We start from the raw sequence: 18,886 nt of genomic DNA, 5'->3' as shown, positions 1-18,886 counted from the left end.
TGCGACAGACGCCGCAAGTATTGCTCGCAGGCGCGCGGCATCCGTATAGGCGCAGTCAGTTGGTGGCGTGCGTGCGCCATGGGACGAGGTTAAAGCGCTGCAGTGTCCACTACCAAATGACGTGCTAAGGATAGTCGTGAGAGGCCCAGCAAAGAGGATAAGGCTCGTGACATGAAATACGAGCTCGTAACTCTCGTAACCGAGGGCAATGAGCCCCCAGCGATCGTTGGGGATGCGCCGCTCGACTCATCCAAGTACGACGAGTTTGGGCTGACCGATATGGCGAAAGGACTTGCTGCCACCTTGGCGAGCCGAATACCTGTCGGTGGCTATACGCTCGGCATTGAAGGTCCTTGGGGAAGTGGAAAGTCGACTTTCGCAAACTTTGTCGTTGAAGAACTTCGTCAATCAAGTGATCAGGTAATAATCAGATTTGAACCCTGGCTAATTGGCGAGAAAAGCGCGTTGATTGCTTCCTTCCTGGGGGCATTCGCCGCTGAGATTGATAAGCTTGCACTGAACCAGTGGCGCTGGTGGCAACATAAGAGGTGGCTTGGCCTTTGGCCATGGAACCGACTATCCAATGCGATCAGAAAATACGGTGGATACCTCAATGCGCTATCGGCGCCCGTCGGAGCGGTCGCCACCATTGACCCCACCGGCAGCACGGCGCTCGCTGCAACGGGACTTAAGACCGCGGGAATGTTATCCCGCCTCTTCGGCAAGCAGCTTTCGCTGGACGAACTGAAATCTAAGATCGTAACGGGCCTCCACGCGCTCCAAAAGGAGCGTCCCCAACTCCGGTTTACGGTTTTCATCGATGACACCGATCGACTGGAGGCGCTGGAAGCGGTTGAAATCCTGCGGCTTGCCCGAAAAGTGGCTGATTTTCCCTTAGTCGCCTACATCGTCTGCTTTGATGGGAAAATACTATCAAAGCAAGTTTCGACAGCGCTGCTTATCGCCGATGGTAGGGAGTATTTAGAACGGATTTTTCAAGACGTAATTCCCATTCCGCCTCAGGAGCCATTTGCGCTACGTCGATATCTGAAGCGCCTCCTAAAGCAATCCTTTCCAGCCGCCATGGGAGAAGTCGACCACGAGACTCGCTTCCGGATGGAGATGGTATTCGACCGTTGGTGTGGGCGTCTTTTGAGCACGCCCAGAGATGTCGTCAGGTTGTACCAATCGGTGCTGCACTCCTGGCCGAACCTGCCGCCGGGTTCGGACTTTTGCGACTTTGTTTGGCTGCAATTGCTGAAATTGAAATGCCACGAACTATACGAGTGGACGCGGAACTACCTTCAAAATGTCGGCAGCTCTCGTGATAGAGGGCGACCGGGAGACACCGAGCCGAAGGATGAGGCAGCGAAGCTTCTTTCGATACTGGAAAGGTTTGGTTGGAAGGATCACATTTTTCTTTCAGGTATCGACAAACTGTTGCCGGGATTGAACTCGCTTTCAATATCCTGGAACAACGGGACGCCCGAGGTCTTTAAGTTCGAGAGCGGCGAGTTGGGGCGTTACGAGCAATCGAAGCGCCTCGGTAGCCCAAGTCATTGGCGAGGATATTTCTCCTTTGCTGTGCCATCGTATGCGGTGAAGGACGAAGAACTTTCGGCGCTTCGGAATGCTGTTGAGGCCGATTGGACCGAGGCCGCTCGAATTTTACGGGCACTCTTGGATCGTCCTCACGAGCGAACAGGTCATTTCTTGGATGTTTGTCTCGACCGCCTTATCGACGATCCGCTCAGCTTTAATGAGGCGCAGAGGACAGGTCTGCTAAAGGCGTTCGCTGAAATTATGGACGACGTCGAGCGCATTACGCAGCAAGCCTCGACCGAGGGCCACAACGAGATTTGGGAGAGGACGCGGTTTATTTTCCACAAGCATCCACCGCCCGATTTTCTGAGCACACTCCGAACGGGAAAGAGCGTCAATTGGTTGGCGTACATCGTAAGGGATCAAGGCTTCGCCGCGGGAAAGCCTGAGGGTGGACGCCAATATCCGGAGAATGCATGGCTAAAGCAGCCGCAATTTGATGAAGCGGTACGTATCTTAACGAGCCGTCTCGAAGCAATCGGAATGAAGAACGTCTTCAGTCTACCCGCACCGCTGGACGTACTGTTCTTTTGGGCTCAATTGGGAAATTCCGCTGATGTTAAAGTCCGCTTCGCAGAAGCGACGAAAACTCACTCGGAGTTCTTGACTGCGCTTAGCTCAATGCGCGGCTGGGGAAACCGCTCCGACCTTGGTGTCTATCATCCATTCCACGCGAAATACGTCGCATACTTCGGTGACCCCGACGAAGTCCACGCAAGGCTAGAGAGGCTTGCACAGACCGGCAAACCGAAACATCAGCCGCTTGCCCGGGAACTTCTCGCCGCTTGGGTTCCTCTCCAGCAAGATGAATGATTATCGACATGCTGTCCTCCGTCATACGCCTGCGCGGCGGCTTGGCGACGAGCCGTCGGATATTACGGTGGCAGTGCACACCTGCCACGTCGCCCGCGCGACGGCTGCATCGAGCAAGTCGCATCGACGGTGCAGAATGTGCCAAGCACATACGTGATTCTGATCCGTTCCAATGTGTGGTTTCCGTTTTTCAGAATTTCACTTGACTCGCACCCCAAATCAGGTGTCTTATCCGCCTCGTTCCGTCCCAACAGGAGGGGCGTACGCGTCGTCACGACACGCGGGGCGGGATGCGGTGGCTGCGACGGCGTCGTCAGGACGAGCGACGTCGACCGGTCTCGTGCAGCGCTGCGGCGGCTTGCTGTCGTGGTGCGGGTGCGAGGTCTTTCGCGGACGTTGAAATCGTGTGGTCCTGACATCCCGACGCTGATGTCAACTCACGACGAGGCTTCGCTTCGCGTGGGGATGGTGGCCAGAAAGCCCGGCGCACCAGGGAGATCACGTATAAGACGGAAGCCCATCGCGCAGGGAATGCCGGATGACCGGCTGGACCTGTGGTGACTGCCGCCTGCTTTCTTTGTTGCAGGCGGGCCATGGGTTGCGGCCAGCACCCGGCATTCCCTGCGCCCTCCTCTTTGCGAGGGTCCTTCTCGGCAACAGCTCGGGCGCTTCGCGCCGCGAGACGGCGAGGTCGCGTCTGTCGTGTTTCGCCATCGATCGACAGGAACACTGTTTCTCAATGGCAGGGGCGTGCCTGACTCGCATAGCCAGACATCCGATCCGCGCCGATGGACCCTGCGTCGCGTCGACGGGAACGATCATTCTGCAAGCAACCGCCGATGCTGCGCCAAGTTTCGCGACTGCAGCGCTGAATCCTTTCGCTTGGCTTGTCTTTTACGTTGCGACTGCATTGCAGATGTAGATAATCTTAGATTGTGTTTGATGGTCGTGCTCTTTGAGCGCGCAGACCTGTTCCGAGCTGCTGCGCCTCACCCTGAGGAGCCCGCCGACGGCGGGCGTCTCGAAGGGCGAGGCCCACGCTGGGGCCTCATGGTTCTCCCGGCGATGCGTAGCATCGTCCGGAGACGGCGCTGCGCGCTTCCTCACCATGAGGGTTGAGCGCGGAAACCGGTGCTGCACATGACCATGAGCGGCGTGCTCATCGAGAACGGGCGTGCTGATCGAGAAGGGGAAAGCGTCGGCACCTTGTTGAAGTGACAACGTCATGATCGGCAGCTCGGACCAACGCGAGCAAGGAATAAGATCGATTTGGGGAGGCAAAGATGACAAAGCTAACAGGATTCTCGCGTCGTTCGATGCTGGGCCTTGGCGCTGCGGCCGGGCTGTACGGTCTCACGAGTCCCGTCCTGGCCAAGGGGCCGTTCCTGAACACGCAGGCGCCGACGTTCTTCCGCTTCAAGCTCGGCTCGGCCGAGGCCACCATCATCTCCGACGGCGTGCTGCCGCTCGGCGATCCCCATGCGGCGTTCCTCGGCATTTCTCCCGGTGATCTCGATGGAATGCTGACGAGCAACTTTCTGCCGACAGGCGCCGCGACCCTCGAGCAGAACATCCTGGTGCTCAACACGGGAGACAAGATCATCATCTTCGACAACGGCATGGGTGTCTCGAAGCTGTTCGGTGACACCACCGGCAAGATGCTGATGACCTTGAAGCAGGCGGGCATCGAGGCCAAGGACGTCGATGCGCTGGTCATGACGCATGCCCATATCGATCATTGCGGCGGCGTCATCGGCCCGGACGGCAAGCCGAGCTTCCCCAATGCCGAGCTGTTCATCTCCGAAGCCGACTTCACCTTCTGGACCGACGAGGCCAAGGTCGGCCCCAACTACAAGGCGTTCTACGAGCAGGCGGTGCGCAATCTCGTGCCTGTCAAGGACCGCATCACCTTCTTCAAGGACGGCCAGGAGTTCCTGCCGGGCGTCCAGGCGATGTTCACGCCGGGCCACACCGTCGGGCATACGATCTTCCTGATCCAGTCGGGCAAGGATCAGCTCGCCTATATCGGCGACATCTCCCATCATCCGGTGCTGCTGATCGAAAAGCCGCTGATCGAGTTCGCCTATGACACCGACCCGAAGCAGGCCGCCAAGACCCGCGTCCGCGTGCTCGACATGCTCGCCGCCAACCGGACGCGGATTCTCGGTTATCACTTTCCATGGCCGGGCATCGGGCACATCGGCAAGGCCGGTGACGGCTTCCGCTACTTCCCGACGGCGGTCCACACGATGGATGTGGCGCCGCTGTGACCTGAGGCCGCCTTGCCGTTTGCCCGGCCGCCGGCGCATGCTGGCTGCGCAGACGTGTTCCCTCGACAGCGGGATGGACGGCCGATGCCGCCGCCGCTAGGTTCGCGTCTCGTCTTGTCAGGGATCACCATGCTCAAGCTCTATGTGGCGCCAGGCACCTGCGCGCTCGCTTCACACATCGCGCTGGCCGAGACCGGCGCCGACTACGTCGCCGAGAAGCTCAGCTTCAAGACCAACCAGCAGAACAGCCCGGACTATCTCGCGATCAATCCCAAGGGGCGCGTTCCGGCGCTGGTGACCGAGCAGGGGGTTCTGACCGAGACGCCGGCGATGCTCGCCTATATCGCGCAGCGCTTCCCGGAGGCTCGTCTTGCACCGCTCGACGATGTCTTCGCCTTCGCGGAGGTGCAGTCGTTCACCAGCTATCTCTGCTCGACGGTCCACATCGCCCACGCGCACAAGATGCGCGGGTATCGCTGGGCGACCGAAGAATCCTCCTTCGCCGACATGAAGAAGAAGGTGCCGGAGACGATGGGCGCCTGCTTCGCGCTGATCGAGCAGAAGATGCTGCGCGGCCCGTGGGTGATGGGCGAGCAGTACACGATCTGCGATCCCTATCTGTTCACGATCGCGCAATGGCTCGAGGGCGACGGCGTCGACATCAACGCCTTCCCGAAGGTCGCCGCTCATTTCAAGCGCATGGCTGAGCGGGCGGCGGTGAAGAAGGCGCTTGCCGAGGTCTCGGCCTGAGGAATGCCAAGGCCCCCGGGGATGCCAGAAAAAAACGTCGCTTGGAGCGGGAACTCATCCGTTCCAGTGACGTTGCATGAGGCCGTGGCGCGCCGTGCGGCCCCATCTCCTTTTTCTGAGCCCCTTGATGTCGCTGGCTGCCATTTCCGATGACTCAATTCCCGCTGACGGCACCGAGGGCATTCGCAACAGATTGAAGGCCGCCACGTCGGCGGCTCATCATGCCCTCGACGAGCGCCTCAGCCGCTTCGACCTGACCACGACGACGCATTATCGCCGCTTCCTGCAGGCGAGCGCGGCCGTGCTGTTGCCGCTGGAACAGATGCTCGACCGTGCCGGCGCCGACGCGATGCTCGGCGACTGGACCCGGCGGCGGCGCGCGGAGGCGATCCGCGCCGATCTTGCCGATCTCAACGGCCGTATCGTTCCCATGGAGCTGCCGGCGCGGCCGCTCGATCGTGCCTTCGTCTTCGGCACGCTCTATGTCCTGGAAGGCTCGCGTCTCGGGGCGGCCTATCTGCTGCGCATCGTCGCGGCTTCGGCCGACCCCCGCGTGCGACGGGCAACGCGCTATCTGCGTCACGGCGCGGGGCAGGGGCTGTGGCGCAGCTTCCTGTCACAGCTTGCGGAAGAGCCGCTTCCTCCCGGCGACGATGTCAGAGTGATCATGAGTGCACGCGAAGCGTTCGCGATGTTTGCGAAGGCGATGGCAGCAGCATGAACGAGCCGGTCAACCTCACCAATTGCGATCGCGAGCCGATCCATGTTCCCGGGACGGTTCAGCCGTTCGGATTCCTGCTGGCGCTGGTGTCGGACTTCACCATATGCATGGCCTCGGAGAACGCGCCGGACTTTCTCGGCGGCGACCTCGGATGGCTGCTGCAGCAGCCGCTCGACGCCGTGCTCTCGGAGGCGGCCGCGGCCGCGATCCGTGCCAGGGTCGACTATCTCAGCGGCCCGGATGCGGTCGAGCGCGTGTTCGGCGTCGATCTGCAGGGTCGTGGCAAGCTTTTCGACCTCGCCATCCACTTTTCCGGTGCGTATCTCGTCGTCGAGGCCGAGCCCAGTCTGATCGAGCCCGGCGTCAATTCCGGCGAACTGGTGCGGCTGATGCTCGGCCGCATCCGCAAGACGACGGGGATGATGGATCTGGCGCAGGAGGCGGCGCGCCAGCTCAAGCTGTTGACCGGCTTCGATCGGGTGATGGTGTATCGGTTTCATCCCGACGGCTCGGGCGAGGTGATCGCCGAGGTCGCGGGCTCCGGCCTGGAGCCGTTCCTCGGGCTGCATTATCCGGCCTCGGACATTCCCAAGCAGGCGCGGCAGCTCTATCAGCGCAACTGGCTCCGGATCATCGCCGACATCAACGCCGCGCCTGCGCCGCTGCAGTCGACGCCTACGCACAATGCCGGACTGCTCGACCTGTCGATGAGCGTGCTGCGCGCGGTCTCGCCCATTCACATCGAGTATCTCCGCAACATGGGCGTCGCCGCGTCGATGTCGGTCTCGATTCTGCGCGAAGGCAAGCTGTGGGGCCTGTTCGCCTGCCATCACTATGCGCCGCATCATCTGTCGTTCGAGAAGCGTACCGCGGCCGAGCTGTTCGGCCAGATGTACTCCTGGCTGCTCGAGGCGCGCGAGCGCGAGACCGACGTCGCCTATGAGGCGCGTGCGCATCAGATCCAGGAACGGCTGATCGAGCGCGCGGCTGCGCAGGCGCACAGCAAGCGCGCGATCCTCGACCTTGTCGCCGACTATCGGCAGATGATCGAGTGCGACGGCATCGCCGTGTGGTCCGACGACGAGATCACGCTCGAGGGCGAGACGCCGACCGAAGAGGAGGTGCAGGACCTCATCGGCTTCATCAACCGGACCTCCCCCGGCCGCATCTGCGCCAGCGCCGAGATTGCCAAGGTGTACGCGGCCGGCGAGGTATTCCGCGATCGCGCCGCCGGCTTCCTCGCCGTCCCGATCTCGCGCACGCCGCGCGACTGCCTGATCTTCTTCCGCCGCGAGGTGTTGCGCTCGGTCAACTGGGCGGGCGATCCGAACAAGACCTATGCCGAGGGGCCGCTCGGGCCGCGCCTGACGCCGCGCAAGAGCTTCGAGCTGTGGCAGCAGACGGTGGCCGGCCAGTCGAAGCCATGGTCTTCGGCGGACCTGCGCATCGCCGAGGGCCTGCGCATCACTCTGCTCGAAGTGATCCTGCAGCTTTCGGAGCTCGCCGCGCGCGAGCGCCGCGGCGCACAGGAGCGGCAGGAGCTGATGATCGCGGAGCTGAATCACCGCGTCCGCAACATCCTCAGCCTCGTGCGCGGCCTGGTCGCGCACAGCAAGGAGACCTCGAGCTCTGTCGAGGAGTTCGCTTCCGTGCTCGGCGGTCGCATCCAGTCGTTGGCGCGCGCCCACGACCAGATCACCAATCTCAATTGGGCGCCGGTCGCGTTGCGCGCGCTGCTCGAATCGGAAGCGGGGGCCTATCTCGGTTCGCGGGCAGGGCGGGTGCTGATGGAAGGGCCGGATGTCGCGCTCGACCCCAAGGCGTTCGCAACGCTCGCGCTCGTCGTGCACGAGATGATGACCAACTCGGCGAAATACGGCGCGCTGGCCGACTCCACCGGACAGGTGCAGGTGATCTGGCGGCTCGATCCCGGCTCGAGCCTGGTCATCGACTGGAAGGAGAGCGGCGGCCCGCCTGTGCAGCCGCCGTCGCGGCGCGGCTTCGGCACCACCATCATCGAGCGTTCGGTGCCGTTCGACCTCAAGGGCGACGCCGAGATCCGCTTCGACCTGCTCGGCGTGCAGGCGCGTTTCGTGATCCCTGCCAATTTCGTCCAGATGGTGCCGGCGATGACAGGCGCTCCCTCCCGTCATCAGTTCAAGGAAGAGGACACGCCGCGGCTGTCCGGTACGGTGCTGATCGTCGAGGACAATCTGATCATCGCGATGGGCGCCGAAGTGATTCTGCTCGAGCTGGGTGCGCGGCACATCGACACCGCGGCCTCCGTCAATCAGGCGTTGAAGTCGATCGAGCGCGCGGTGCCGAGCTTCGCGCTGCTCGACATCAACCTTGGCGCGGAGAGCAGCCTGCCGGTCGGGCACCGGTTGAAGGAACTCGGCGTGCCCTTCATGTTCGCGACCGGCTATGGCGAGCGTGCGCCGATTCCTGCGGAGCTGTCCGACATGCCGGTGATTCAGAAGCCGTACACGCGCGAAGTCGTCGAGAAGGCATTGATGAAGATCAAATGAGTCGCACGCGCATCAAAGTCGGCTTTGCGCGTCGCGGTGATTGGCATTCATGATTGCAGTCTTGGGTTTTCTCACATCCGCGTGTTTGTCGTGAGCGACATAACGCACGATGGGAGACACAGCGTCGACTATTCCCACTGTTGCTGCGACAAAACAGCCCGAAAATATTAGAACGCATCCAAAGGACACCGCTGTTCTAACATTGTTTCGACAAATGGAACCTCCGCAGCCTTATTCCGAACGAAGTCATCGCCGAAACGGCGCAACGGGGGCGCGTTGAATCGTCGGAGGTCTGATGACGAATCGAACGACGAGTTTGTTGCCGTGCGTTGCTATCGCCGTGCTGGCGGGAGCGGCTGCGACGACAATCGAGTTTACACCGGCATCGGCTGCAGACGAATGCCTTGCAAAGCCTGCGGGGACGCCGGCGGGGAAGCACTGGTTCTATCGCATCGATCGCGCGACCAAGAAGCAGTGCTGGTATCTGCGCGACGACGATCGCGAAGCGAAGGGCGCGTCGCTGGTCACGCGCAAGCTCGCCTCGCAGAAGGAGCGGGCTCAGCTCTCGTCGACCGCGGCCAATGCACGTGCCGAGATCCAATCGTCGTCCAAGGACGCCGCCGATGAGGTGAAGGTCGTGTCCTCGACGCCGACCGCTGCGGCGTCTGTGCCGGCGACGTCTGCGTTTCCGTCGGTTGCTGCATTTCCGGCCGCGCCTGCACCGGTCGCCGCGCCGGCGCCCGTCGCGTCAGCGTCGGCGGGTTCGCCCGACCCGGTCGGCGCGGCTGTGAACGAATCTGCTGTTGCGACGCGTTGGCCCGACCAGTCCGGCACGCTGCAGGCAGCGGCGGAGCCCGGCGCGCCGCGCGCATCCTCCTACACGCTCGCTGCCGCCAGCGACACCAGCGCCGCGGAAGCGGCTGCTCCCGCGACGCCGGCGCTGGCCGCTGCGGATGCGTCGCCGGCCGTGACGATCGGCATGTCCGGGGACGATGCGTCCAAGACGCGGATGTTCGCTTTCCTCGGCGCAGTCGCGATTGCGGGCTTCTCGATCAGCGTGCTGTTTGCGCGCGCCCGGGGCAGGCGGCAGCTCCGCATCGAGCCGGCGGCCGCCCGGCGCGTCACGCGTTGGCCGGCGGAGCCTGAGCTCGATCGCATGCAGCTGCCGCCGGTGGACAGCTACTATCCGGCCCTGGCGGGACGCAGGGGTAAATCGTCGCAGTCGACGGCGCAGGTCTCGGTCGTGCCGCGCGACGACGCTCGCTACGATGAGCAGTACGAGGTCGAAGACCTGCTGGCGCGTTATTCCGGACAGGAACGCCGGAATTCGTGAGCGTCAGGCGACGGACATCTCGGAGCGAATCTCGGCGCGCAATTCGTCGATCAGCCTGAGGCCGCCCTTCGTCTCGACATGCCAGAAGGTCCAGCCGTTGCAGGCCGGCAGACCTTGTGCCACCGCGCCGATGCGGTGGATCGAACCGACCTTGTCGCCCAGCATGATGGCCCCATCGGCGCGCACCAGCGCGCCGTGGCGGCGCTTGGAGTCGACGAGCTTGGTGCCGGGCGCGATCATGCCGCGTTCGATCAGCTCCGAGAAGGCGACGCGCGGCGCTTCGCGCGCCGTCATGAATGGTGCGAGCGTGGCCTCCGGCAGCGGCTCGACCGCGGCGATGCGCCGCTCTGCTGCCTTCGCATAGACCTTGTCGCGCTCGAAGCCGATATAGCGGCGGCCGAGGCGTTTTGCCACGGCCCCGGTCGTGCCGGTGCCGTTGAACGGATCGATCACGAGATCGCCGGGCTTCGATGACGACAGCAGCACCCGCGCCAGCAGGCCCTCGGGCTTCTGCGTCGGATGAACCTTCTTGCCGTCGCCGTCCTTCAGCCGCTCCTCGCCGGTGCACAACGGAATCAGCCAGTCCGAGCGCGCCTGAACGTCCTCGTTGGCGGCCTTCAGCACTTCGTAGTTGAACGTGTAGCCCTTCGCCTTCTCGTCACGCGCGGCCCAGATCATGGTCTCGTGCGCGTTGGTGAAGCGGCGGCCGCGGAAGTTCGGCATCGGGTTGGACTTGCGCCAGACGATGTCGTTGAGGATCCAGAAGCCGAGATCCTGCATGATCGCGCCGACGCGGAAGATGTTGTGATAGGAGCCGATCACCCAGATCGTCGCGCTCGGCTTCATCGCGCGGCGCGCGGCGAGCAGCCAGGCGCGGGTGAAGTCGTCATAGGCGGCGAACGAGGAGAACTTGTCCCAATCGTCGTCGACGGCATCGACCTGCGATTCGTCGGGACGCTTGAGCTCGCCCTTGAGCTGCAGATTGTAGGGAGGATCCGCGAACACCAGGTCGACGGATGCGGCCTGCAGTTTCGACATCTCGGCGACGCAGTCGCCGACGATGATTCGTTGCTCTTCAAGCGGCTGAAATTTAGTGCGGGGCGCCTTTGCAGACGCCCCGCGACGCGACTCTACCATGACTCAAGAACTCTGACTCAGGCGACGCTGTCGGCGACGCGGGACCTAACAACCGACTGCCCACACATTGACGTGGCAAAGTAAAAATGGACTTAATCGGGAAAATTTTTCGCATCGATGCGCACGCGTTCATCACGCGCACCGACGATGATGAGCCGTTCGTCGATGCGCGATGATCTCTGCGCAACGTGGCGATTGCGATGGGCTTTTTCGCTTCGCGCGCACGCCGCCGCCCGGCGAGGGGAGGTTGCACATGCCGGATTTTTCGGCTCGCGCTAGGCAAAATTTGCCGGCCGGGTTATTGATTAACACAGTGGAAATTTTACCTGTTTGCCGCGTTAGGCATTTCGCGCAGAGCCGCGCAAGGACAGTGAGGAAAGGCCGCCATGCGTTACGATGATTTCCGTCGCAGCGACGACATCGACGACCGTCGCGACGAAGGCGGCGGGATGGGCGGCGGTATGGGTCTGCCGATCGGCGGCGGCGGGCTCGGCATTGGCACCATCATCGTGCTCGGCCTGATCGGCTACGCCTTCGGCATCGACCCGCGCATCCTGATCGGCGGCGCCGAGATGATCACCCGTGGCGGCGCGCCGATGGAGCAGGCCGACCGGCGGTCGCCCGGCAAGACCGGCGCGCCGAAGGACGAGATGGGTGACATGATCTCCGGTGTGCTCGGCGAGATCGACGACCGCTGGAGCGAGATCTTCCAGGCCAGCGGCCAGAATTATACCGGGCCCAAGATCGTGCTGTTTCGCAACAGCACCAATGGCGGCCGCTGCGGCATGGCGCAGTCGGCGATGGGGCCGTTCTACTGTCCGCCGGACCGGCAGATCTTCCTCGACACCAACTTCTTCCGCGAGGTCGAGACGCGCTTCCGGGGCTGCTCGGGCAGCGCCTGCAAGTTCACCGCGGCCTACATCATTGCCCACGAGGCGGGACACCACGTCCAGAACCTGCTCGGCATCCTGCCGCGCGTCACGCGGATGCAGCAGCAGTCGGACAACAAGGCCGAAGCCAACGCGCTGCAGGTCAAGGTCGAGCTGCAGGCCGATTGCCTGTCCGGGGTGTGGGTCAATCGTGAGGCCAAGAAGCGTCCGGGCTTCCTCGAGGATGGCGACATCGACGCCGCGCTGACGACGGCCTCGGCGATCGGCGACGACACCCTGCAGCGGAAGGCGACCGGACGCGTGGTGCCGGATTCGTTCACCCATGGCTCTGCCGCGCAGCGCAAGCGCTGGTTCATGGTCGGCTATCAGCAGGGCACGGTGCAGGCCTGCAATACGTTCAGCGCCGGTTCGCTGTAGGAGACGCGCTCATGGCGATCGACGAGAGCAAGAGCTTCATTCCCCTCAACATCGCCGTGCTGACGGTGTCGGACACGCGTTCGCTCGCCGACGACAAGTCGGGCACCACCTTGAGCGACCGCCTGACCGCCGCCGGCCACAAGCTCGCGGCGCGCGAGATCGTCACCGACGATGTCGAGAAGATTCGCGCGGTGGTGAAGTCGTGGATCGCCGACCCCGGCGTCGACGTCGTCATCACCACCGGCGGCACCGGCTTCACCGGCCGTGACGTCACGCCGGAAGCGATCGAGCCCCTGTTCGAGAAGCGCATGGACGGCTTCTCGATCGCCTTCCACATGCTGAGCCACGCCAAGATCGGGACGTCGACGATCCAGAGCCGGGCCACGGCCGGCGTCGCCGGGGCGACCTACATCTTCTGCCTGCCGGGATCACCGGGCGCCTGCCGTGACGGCTGGGACGGCATCCTCGCCGCCCAGCTCGACTATCGCACGCGACCCTGCAACTTCGTCGAGATCATGCCGCGGCTCGACGAGCATCTGCGCCGGCCCAAGGCGCAGGGCGCGACGGCGTAGGGCCACGGCGCGATGCCGTATCGCGCGTTGATCGCGCGTCTCACTTCGTTGGTACGATATCGAAAGCGCCGCCGCCTTCGATCGCCGCGCCGATGAGGCCGCCCATCATGCTGGCCGCGAAATTCTGGCCGCGCGGCCCCACGACCATCCGGTAGGTCTTGCCGGGCACGGCGGTGAAACGAATGTTCGACGAGCCCGGCGAGGACCATGTCGATACGGTGATCGTGGTGGCGCCGGGCGCAATCGGGCCGCTATAGCTCTCGCCGCGGCCAAGGCTCGCCACCTTGGCGCCATTGATCTCGATCGCCGCGGGCGCCGCCAGATAGAGGAAGTCCGTCGTGCGCGTAATCGCGACCGTTGCGCGCCCTTTGGGTGCGGCGTGAGCCGCCGTCCCGGCCTCGACCCCAAACAAGCCTGCCAGCGCGACAAGCGCCGCAAGCTTCGAACGCACCATCGATTGCATCACTGCCGATACCCGCCCCGGTTTGGCGCGATACTACCGGCGCGCCGGAACTTCGCAATCGGCATGCGCAGCCTGTTGTGGAGGTGATCTCGGCCTACCGGCGGTTGTTGTGCTAGCCGCGCGGCTACAGCTCCAGCCGCCATGTCTCGCCGGTCAGCGGGACGCCGAACATGGCGTGCGGCTCCTCGGCGATCTTGCGAAACCCGGCGCGGGCATAGATGTCGCGTGCGGCGGTGAGAATGCTCTGCGTCCACAGCTCGATCGTCCTGTAGTTCTTCTCGCGCGCGAAGCGGATGCATTGTTCGGTCAGAGCCCGGCCGACGCCGAGCCCGCGTGCCTTCTTCTCGACCAGCAGCAGCCGCAGCTTGGCGACCTCACCGCTGCCCTTGACCAGGAAGATCGAGCCGACCGGCTCGCCCGCGAGCTCGGCGATCCAGCAGTGCTCGCGCGCCGGATCGTAGCTCCTGATGAACTGTGCGCCGATCTCGGCGACCAGCGCCTCGAACGAGACGTCCCAGCCATATTCCTCGGCGTAGACGGCGCCATGCCGTGAAACCACCCAGCCGATGTCGCCCGGACGATGGCTGCGCAGCAGGACCGGGGAGCGGCCCGGCTGCTGCGGCTCCAGGGCGGTCGCGATCGTCGTCATTGCACCGACCAGCCGGTCGCGCACGGAGGGCGCCAGCGGCGCCAGCATGGCCGCGATCTCCTTCTGCGAGCTGCGGTCGAGCTTGGCATAGGCCTGCCGTCCCTTCGCGGTCAGGCCGAGCTGCTGCTGCCTGCGGTCGGTTGGCAAAGGCGTGCGGGTGATCAGCCCCTGCTCGTCGAAGCTTTGGACGATGCGGCTGAGATAGCCGGCATCGAGGCCGAGCGAGAGACCGATCTCCTTGGCCGAGATGGCCTCGTACTGTGCGAGCTCATAGAGCACACGCGCCTCGGCCAGCGAAAACGGACTGTCGAGCAGATGCTGGTCCAGTGCGCCGAGCTTCCTGGTGTAGAAGCGGTTGAACGCGCGGATGGCGGCGACCTGGCCGTCGGCTGGGGTGGAATTCATGGGGGCACCTCCAATATTTGCCATTGTCAACCAATTGGTTGACTTTGGCAAGTATGGTCGTGCCGCTACACCATCACGATCCGGCTGCGCAGCATCGTCCGCGAGGACCGGCCGAGCTGACGCAGCAGCCGCGTCTCGGCGCGCTTGTGGTCGGGCTTGTATCCACCGAGCTGCCGGTAGTGATCCCTGGCGATCAGCAGGCCCTGATCGCCGAGCGGTCCGACCAGGACCCGCGCAACCGCGCGCAGCCGGTCGCGCAGGCTGATGGCGGCATAGGGAGACCGGGCATAGCGGAAGACGCCGGCGCGCGGCCGGCCAGCGGCGGCGACGCTCTGGACGAACTGCATGGTTTCGTCGGTCCAGCCGGGATCGAGCATCGCGCCGGCCGGCAGAAACATCAGCCAGGGCGCACGCGCTTTCGCCGCCCCTGCCGCGAGGGCAGCGGCCTGGGAGCCCTCGAACTTCATGAAGTGGCAGCCGGCAACGTCGGCGACACGTTCGATCACGCTGGAATCGGGCGAGCGATCGACCAGCAGCACCTCGGTGACGACACCGGCCGCAGCGCCGGGCACCAGCGCCGACAGGGTGGCCACGGCGGTCTGCTCGACACCTTCGGTCGGGATGATCACGCTCAGCATGAACCTGGCATCGTTATCTGTCGCGCCTCCGGCATGATTGTTATCATCTTGTCATAGCCAAATCAGCCCGCTGCGCTGCGGAATTTTGCAGCATGCCGGTTTGGCGGCACGGGGAGGAAAAGGGAGGGTCAGGCGGACAGCCGTTTGTCGGACTGGGTCGCACCGCTGCGCCAGGCCGCGACCTCGGCCAGCTCGGCGTCGGGTCGAGTCGCCACGATCTCCAGCCGTCCGAGATAGAGGCAGCCTCGATCGCCGTCGATGGTCACCCAGTCGCCGCTTCCGACCGGCGTTCCGGCGAGTGTCGCGCAGCCGGCTTCGACACGCACCTCGAGCGCACGACAGCCGACGATGCAGGGCCGCCCGAGTTGGCGCGCGACCAGAGCGGCGTGGGCGGTGCGTGCGCCGACCGACGTCACGATGCCGGCCGCGACAGCGAAGCCCGCGACATCAGCGGTCGAGGTATCCGGGCGCATTAGGATGACCGGCTCGCCGCTGGCGGCCAGCCGCTTGGCGCCGTCCGCGTCGAAGGCGGCGCGCCCTGTGGCGATGCCGCCGGAGGCACCGATGCCTGTTGCGACCGGGGCGCCGGCCGCGACCAGCGACGTCTCGACCAGCCGCTCCAGATCGATGTCGGCCAGCCGCTCCAGGGCCTCATGAGGCGCGATGACCCGCTCGCGAACCAAATCCACCGCAAACCTCAACGCGGCGCGCGGCGTGCGCTTGGCGGCCCGGGTCTGGAGAATCCACAAATGGCCATCTTCAACGGTGAACTCGACGTCCTGCACGTCGCCGAATGCCTGTTCGAGCTGCCGCAGCACCGCACCGAGCTCATCCCGCAGAGCGGGAAGTGCGCGCGTGATCGCATCCTCGCTGTCGGGCATGCGACGGCCGGAGACGACGTCCTCGCCCTGCGCATCGAGCACGAGGTCGATCATGGGCTGCCGCGCCCCGGTGGAGGGATCGCGCGAGAACGCGACACCCGCGCCCGAGCCGAGACCGCCATTGCCGAACACCATCGTCTGCACGGTCACGGCTGTGCCGCGCAGGTCCTCCAGGTTCTGCAGCTTGCGATAGGTCTGCGCACGCTCGCTGCTCCACGAACCATAGACGGCACGCGCCGCGGCCATGAGCTGCGCTGCGGCATCCTCCAGCCAGCCATCGCTGCCGGTCTCGACCAGAGCCTGTTCGTCGGCCGCGAGCCGCGCAACGGCTTCGCTGTCCAGATCCCGGTCGTTGGCAACACCTTCGTGCGCAACCAGCTCGTCGCGCCGCGCCGCGAGCGTCCCGGCATCGAAGCCGAGCACGGTCTCGGAGAAGCTCTCGATGAAGCGCCGGCGACAGTCGAAGGCGAGGCGCGGCCGTCCGGTGCTGCGGATCAGGCCGCGCATGGCAGCCGAGGTGCAGCCGACATTGAGCACGGTGTCGAGCATGCCCGGCATGGATCGCGCAGCGCCGGAGCGGACGGATACAAGCAAGGGCCGGCGATGGTCGCCGAAGACCCGGCCGGTCGTCTGTTCGAGAAACCGGATGCCCGCCCGCAGGCCGTCGCGCAGGCGCCGTTCGGCATCGGCCTGGTTCGCAATGATGTCGGCGCAGAGCTCGACGGGAAGCACGAAGGCCGGCGGCACGGGCAGTCCGAGCGTCGCCATGCGCGCCAGATTGGCGGCCTTGGCGCCGACGGTCTCGGCCGAGCATGGCTCGGTGTTCGTGCCGAAAATGCAAATGATGGACATGGCAGTTCCTAACCCGCGAGATCGATCATGATGTACTGGCGCAGCAGATGTCCGAAGCTCGCCAGGCGGTCGGTCGCACGCTCGATGGCGCGCGCCAGCTCCAGCCCGGACAGCGATGTCGCGACGTCGAAGCCCGCTGTGAACACGAGGGCGGTGATCGCGCGTTCCTGCGCATCGGCCGCGTGTTCGCTGTCCATGAGGCGCAGCACGGCGGCGAGCGCATCATCGGAATCCGCCCGCCGTCCTTCGGGCACCTCGGCAGCGGCGGCGAGGCCGCTCGCGGCCGTCTCGATTCCGCCAATGGCGACCTTGCAGAGTTCGGCCAAGGCTGCCGACAGCGTCGGCGGCATCGCAGCCGGCGCGAGCGAGGCGATGAACGCCGCCTGTTCGAGCTCGTCGACCGTCTCTTCGACCCGGTCGACCAGTTGCGCGATCAGCGGCTCGGCATTGAGCCGCGTGATCTCCTCGCGGGCTTCGATCGCGATCCGGTCGGCCTTCTGTTCGATCCTGCTGGCGCGTGCGGCCAGCAGCTTGCGGTCGCCGGAAACACCGGACTGCAGCGCACTGAGATCGCGGTTCAGCGCGGCGGCGAGGTCGTGGGCCAGGCCGAGCTGGCGCATCACGATCGCGAGCAGCGCACCGTCGGCACGATCGAGATGCCGCACCAGATCGGCTTCGATCTGGTCGCGGACCAGCCGCACCGAGCGGCCGGCCTGCAGGCCCTCGGTCGCAGCACGCAACGCGGCCTTGAGAAATTCGACTGCAGCGGTGCGGCCCAGGGCGCGATCCAGACGTTCGCCGAAGCCGATACGATGGGGCGCCGCGTTCCGGACGGCCGCACCCAACAGTTCGTTGCCGCCGAGCTCGAGGAAGGCGCGGTGGCCGATCCGGTTGCGCGCCGCCCAGTCGAGAAGTCTGATCGCATCATCCTTGGACAGCCAGGTCCGCAGCAGTTTCCGGGCCTTGTTCCAGTCGATCAGGAACACCAGCGCGGCGCCGAGTGCCGTGAGGAAATCGTCGCGCGCTTGCGCGGTGTTGCCCTGGAATTGGCCGGTCACCAGGTAGAACGCGTTCTCGTCCGCGAGGTTCGTCCCGGTGTGACGGTCGAGACCGCTCCAGGTCGCCGCGAAACCATCGAACAGGCGAACGAAGAACTTCGCGCGGGCGAGGTGAACGTCGGTGTAGGTGACCGTGACCGTCAGACCTTGGACCGCGATCACCATGACATGCGCATCGGTGGTGCCGATGTCGTTCTGGATTAGGAGGCGTTCGCCGGCGCGGGTCGCCATCGTGTCCAGGCCGGGATGGTCGAACTTGAGTGCGCGCGTCGCGTTGAGCCCACGCATGAAGGCGACGACAGCGGGCTTGTCGTCAGCGGCGAGCCCGTACACATGAGCTCCGTCGAGCGTGTCCTCGGCGCAGTCGGCCGCGATGCGGTTGAGCGCCTTGTGGAGATCCATCACCAGCCGGTGCAGGCTGTCCGCTTCTTCCTGGGCGCCAGTCAGACGCGCGACGCGCGTGAAATCGATTTCGTCGCCTATCGTCAGCAGGCCCGCGCGTTGCATCGTGCCGAGCCGGCGTTCGGCAGACTGGCCCTCGGAGCTTCGTCCGGCGTTGACCGCGCGGATCATCGCGCGCGTATCGTTTTCGATATCACCGATCAGCGCGGCGAGACCGGGAGCGGCAAGGCGTCCGGTCGCGGTGCGATGCGCGCCGCCGATCAGGCTCGCGAGATCAGCCGGTGCGATGCGCGCGGCGCGGCACTCGGTCGAGAGATCGGTCGGCCGCTGTTCCGGCGCCTGAGCGTGCTGGGCGGCGGCCTGCAGCGCGCTCATGCGCACCTTGACACGGTCGTTGGCAGCGAGACCGTCGGCAATCAGTGACGGCAGCAGGATGTCGGCTTCGCCGAGCTCCTTGATGATCTGGGATTTCATGACGGCATCGATCAGGTTTCCGATGCCGTCA

The 18,886-nt window shown here is 64.6% G+C and carries 14 protein-coding genes; 8 read left to right on the top strand and 6 right to left on the bottom strand.

The annotated features are described in order from the left end of the window. Positions 1–171 precede the first annotated feature (171 nt). From ACQR1F_RS11080 to ACQR1F_RS11055, 6 genes are all read left to right on the top strand, one after another. Positions 172–2,415, top strand: coding sequence for a KAP family P-loop NTPase fold protein (locus ACQR1F_RS11080; protein WP_434913020.1), 2,244 nt, complete (start codon positions 172–174; stop codon positions 2,413–2,415). A gap of 1,283 nt (positions 2,416–3,698) precedes the next feature. Beyond that, positions 3,699–4,685, top strand: a complete 987-nt coding sequence (locus ACQR1F_RS11075) for an MBL fold metallo-hydrolase (protein WP_316217316.1) — start codon at positions 3,699–3,701, stop codon at positions 4,683–4,685. A gap of 129 nt (positions 4,686–4,814) precedes the next feature. Beyond that, entirely contained in the window at positions 4,815–5,435 is a 621-nt protein-coding gene (locus ACQR1F_RS11070) for a glutathione S-transferase family protein (protein ID WP_434913019.1), read from the top strand. A gap of 127 nt (positions 5,436–5,562) precedes the next feature. After that, a complete protein-coding gene (locus tag ACQR1F_RS11065) occupies positions 5,563–6,156 on the top strand; it encodes a biliverdin-producing heme oxygenase (RefSeq protein WP_434913018.1) in 594 nt (197 codons plus the stop codon). Continuing rightward, a complete protein-coding gene (locus tag ACQR1F_RS11060; RefSeq protein WP_315802814.1) occupies positions 6,153–8,684 on the top strand; it encodes an HWE histidine kinase domain-containing protein in 2,532 nt (843 codons plus the stop codon). Before ACQR1F_RS11065 ends, ACQR1F_RS11060 begins: the two co-directional genes overlap by 4 nt. Positions 8,685–9,003: 319 nt before the next feature. After that, on the top strand, positions 9,004–10,017 hold the full coding sequence (locus ACQR1F_RS11055; RefSeq protein WP_434886881.1) for a hypothetical protein: 1,014 nt from the start codon (positions 9,004–9,006) through the stop codon (positions 10,015–10,017). Between the two features lie 3 nt (positions 10,018–10,020). Here ACQR1F_RS11055 and ACQR1F_RS11050 read toward each other — a convergent pair whose 3' ends face one another. After that, complete coding sequence (locus ACQR1F_RS11050; protein WP_316178181.1) at positions 10,021–11,154, bottom strand: site-specific DNA-methyltransferase; 1,134 nt, start codon at positions 11,152–11,154, stop codon at positions 10,021–10,023. Between the two features lie 386 nt (positions 11,155–11,540). Between ACQR1F_RS11050 and ypfJ the strand changes: the two genes are divergently transcribed. Further along, entirely contained in the window at positions 11,541–12,461 is a 921-nt protein-coding gene (gene ypfJ, locus ACQR1F_RS11045) for a KPN_02809 family neutral zinc metallopeptidase (protein ID WP_315802817.1), read from the top strand. Positions 12,462–12,472: 11 nt separating this feature from the next. Beyond that, entirely contained in the window at positions 12,473–13,033 is a 561-nt protein-coding gene (moaB, locus tag ACQR1F_RS11040) for a molybdenum cofactor biosynthesis protein B (RefSeq protein WP_315802818.1), read from the top strand. A 40-nt stretch (positions 13,034–13,073) separates the two neighbouring features. Here the strand turns inward: moaB and ACQR1F_RS11035 are convergent, their stop codons facing one another. The 5 genes from ACQR1F_RS11035 to ACQR1F_RS11015 form a co-directional block, all read right to left on the bottom strand. Next, entirely contained in the window at positions 13,074–13,487 is a 414-nt protein-coding gene (locus ACQR1F_RS11035; RefSeq protein WP_316178186.1) for a hypothetical protein, read from the bottom strand. Positions 13,488–13,620: 133 nt separating this feature from the next. Next, positions 13,621–14,550 carry a bifunctional helix-turn-helix transcriptional regulator/GNAT family N-acetyltransferase gene (locus ACQR1F_RS11030; protein ID WP_316217310.1) on the bottom strand — a complete coding sequence of 310 codons (930 nt, stop codon included), beginning with the start codon at positions 14,548–14,550 and terminating at the stop codon, positions 13,621–13,623. 65 nt (positions 14,551–14,615) lie between these two features. Further along, positions 14,616–15,188 carry a glycosyl transferase gene (locus ACQR1F_RS11025; protein ID WP_434913017.1) on the bottom strand — a complete coding sequence of 191 codons (573 nt, stop codon included), beginning with the start codon at positions 15,186–15,188 and terminating at the stop codon, positions 14,616–14,618. 128 nt (positions 15,189–15,316) lie between these two features. Beyond that, a complete protein-coding gene (locus ACQR1F_RS11020; protein ID WP_434913016.1) occupies positions 15,317–16,921 on the bottom strand; it encodes a PEP/pyruvate-binding domain-containing protein in 1,605 nt (534 codons plus the stop codon). A gap of 8 nt (positions 16,922–16,929) precedes the next feature. Beyond that, complete coding sequence (locus ACQR1F_RS11015) at positions 16,930–18,855, bottom strand: hypothetical protein (protein ID WP_434913146.1); 1,926 nt, start codon at positions 18,853–18,855, stop codon at positions 16,930–16,932. Positions 18,856–18,886 lie beyond the last annotated feature (31 nt).

It is taken from the genome of Bradyrhizobium sp. HKCCYLS3013 (assembly GCF_051167615.1).
Classification (GTDB): domain Bacteria; phylum Pseudomonadota; class Alphaproteobacteria; order Rhizobiales; family Xanthobacteraceae; genus Bradyrhizobium.
Note: the sequence above shows the minus strand (reverse complement) of the source record. Positions and strands in the feature narration are given on the sequence as shown.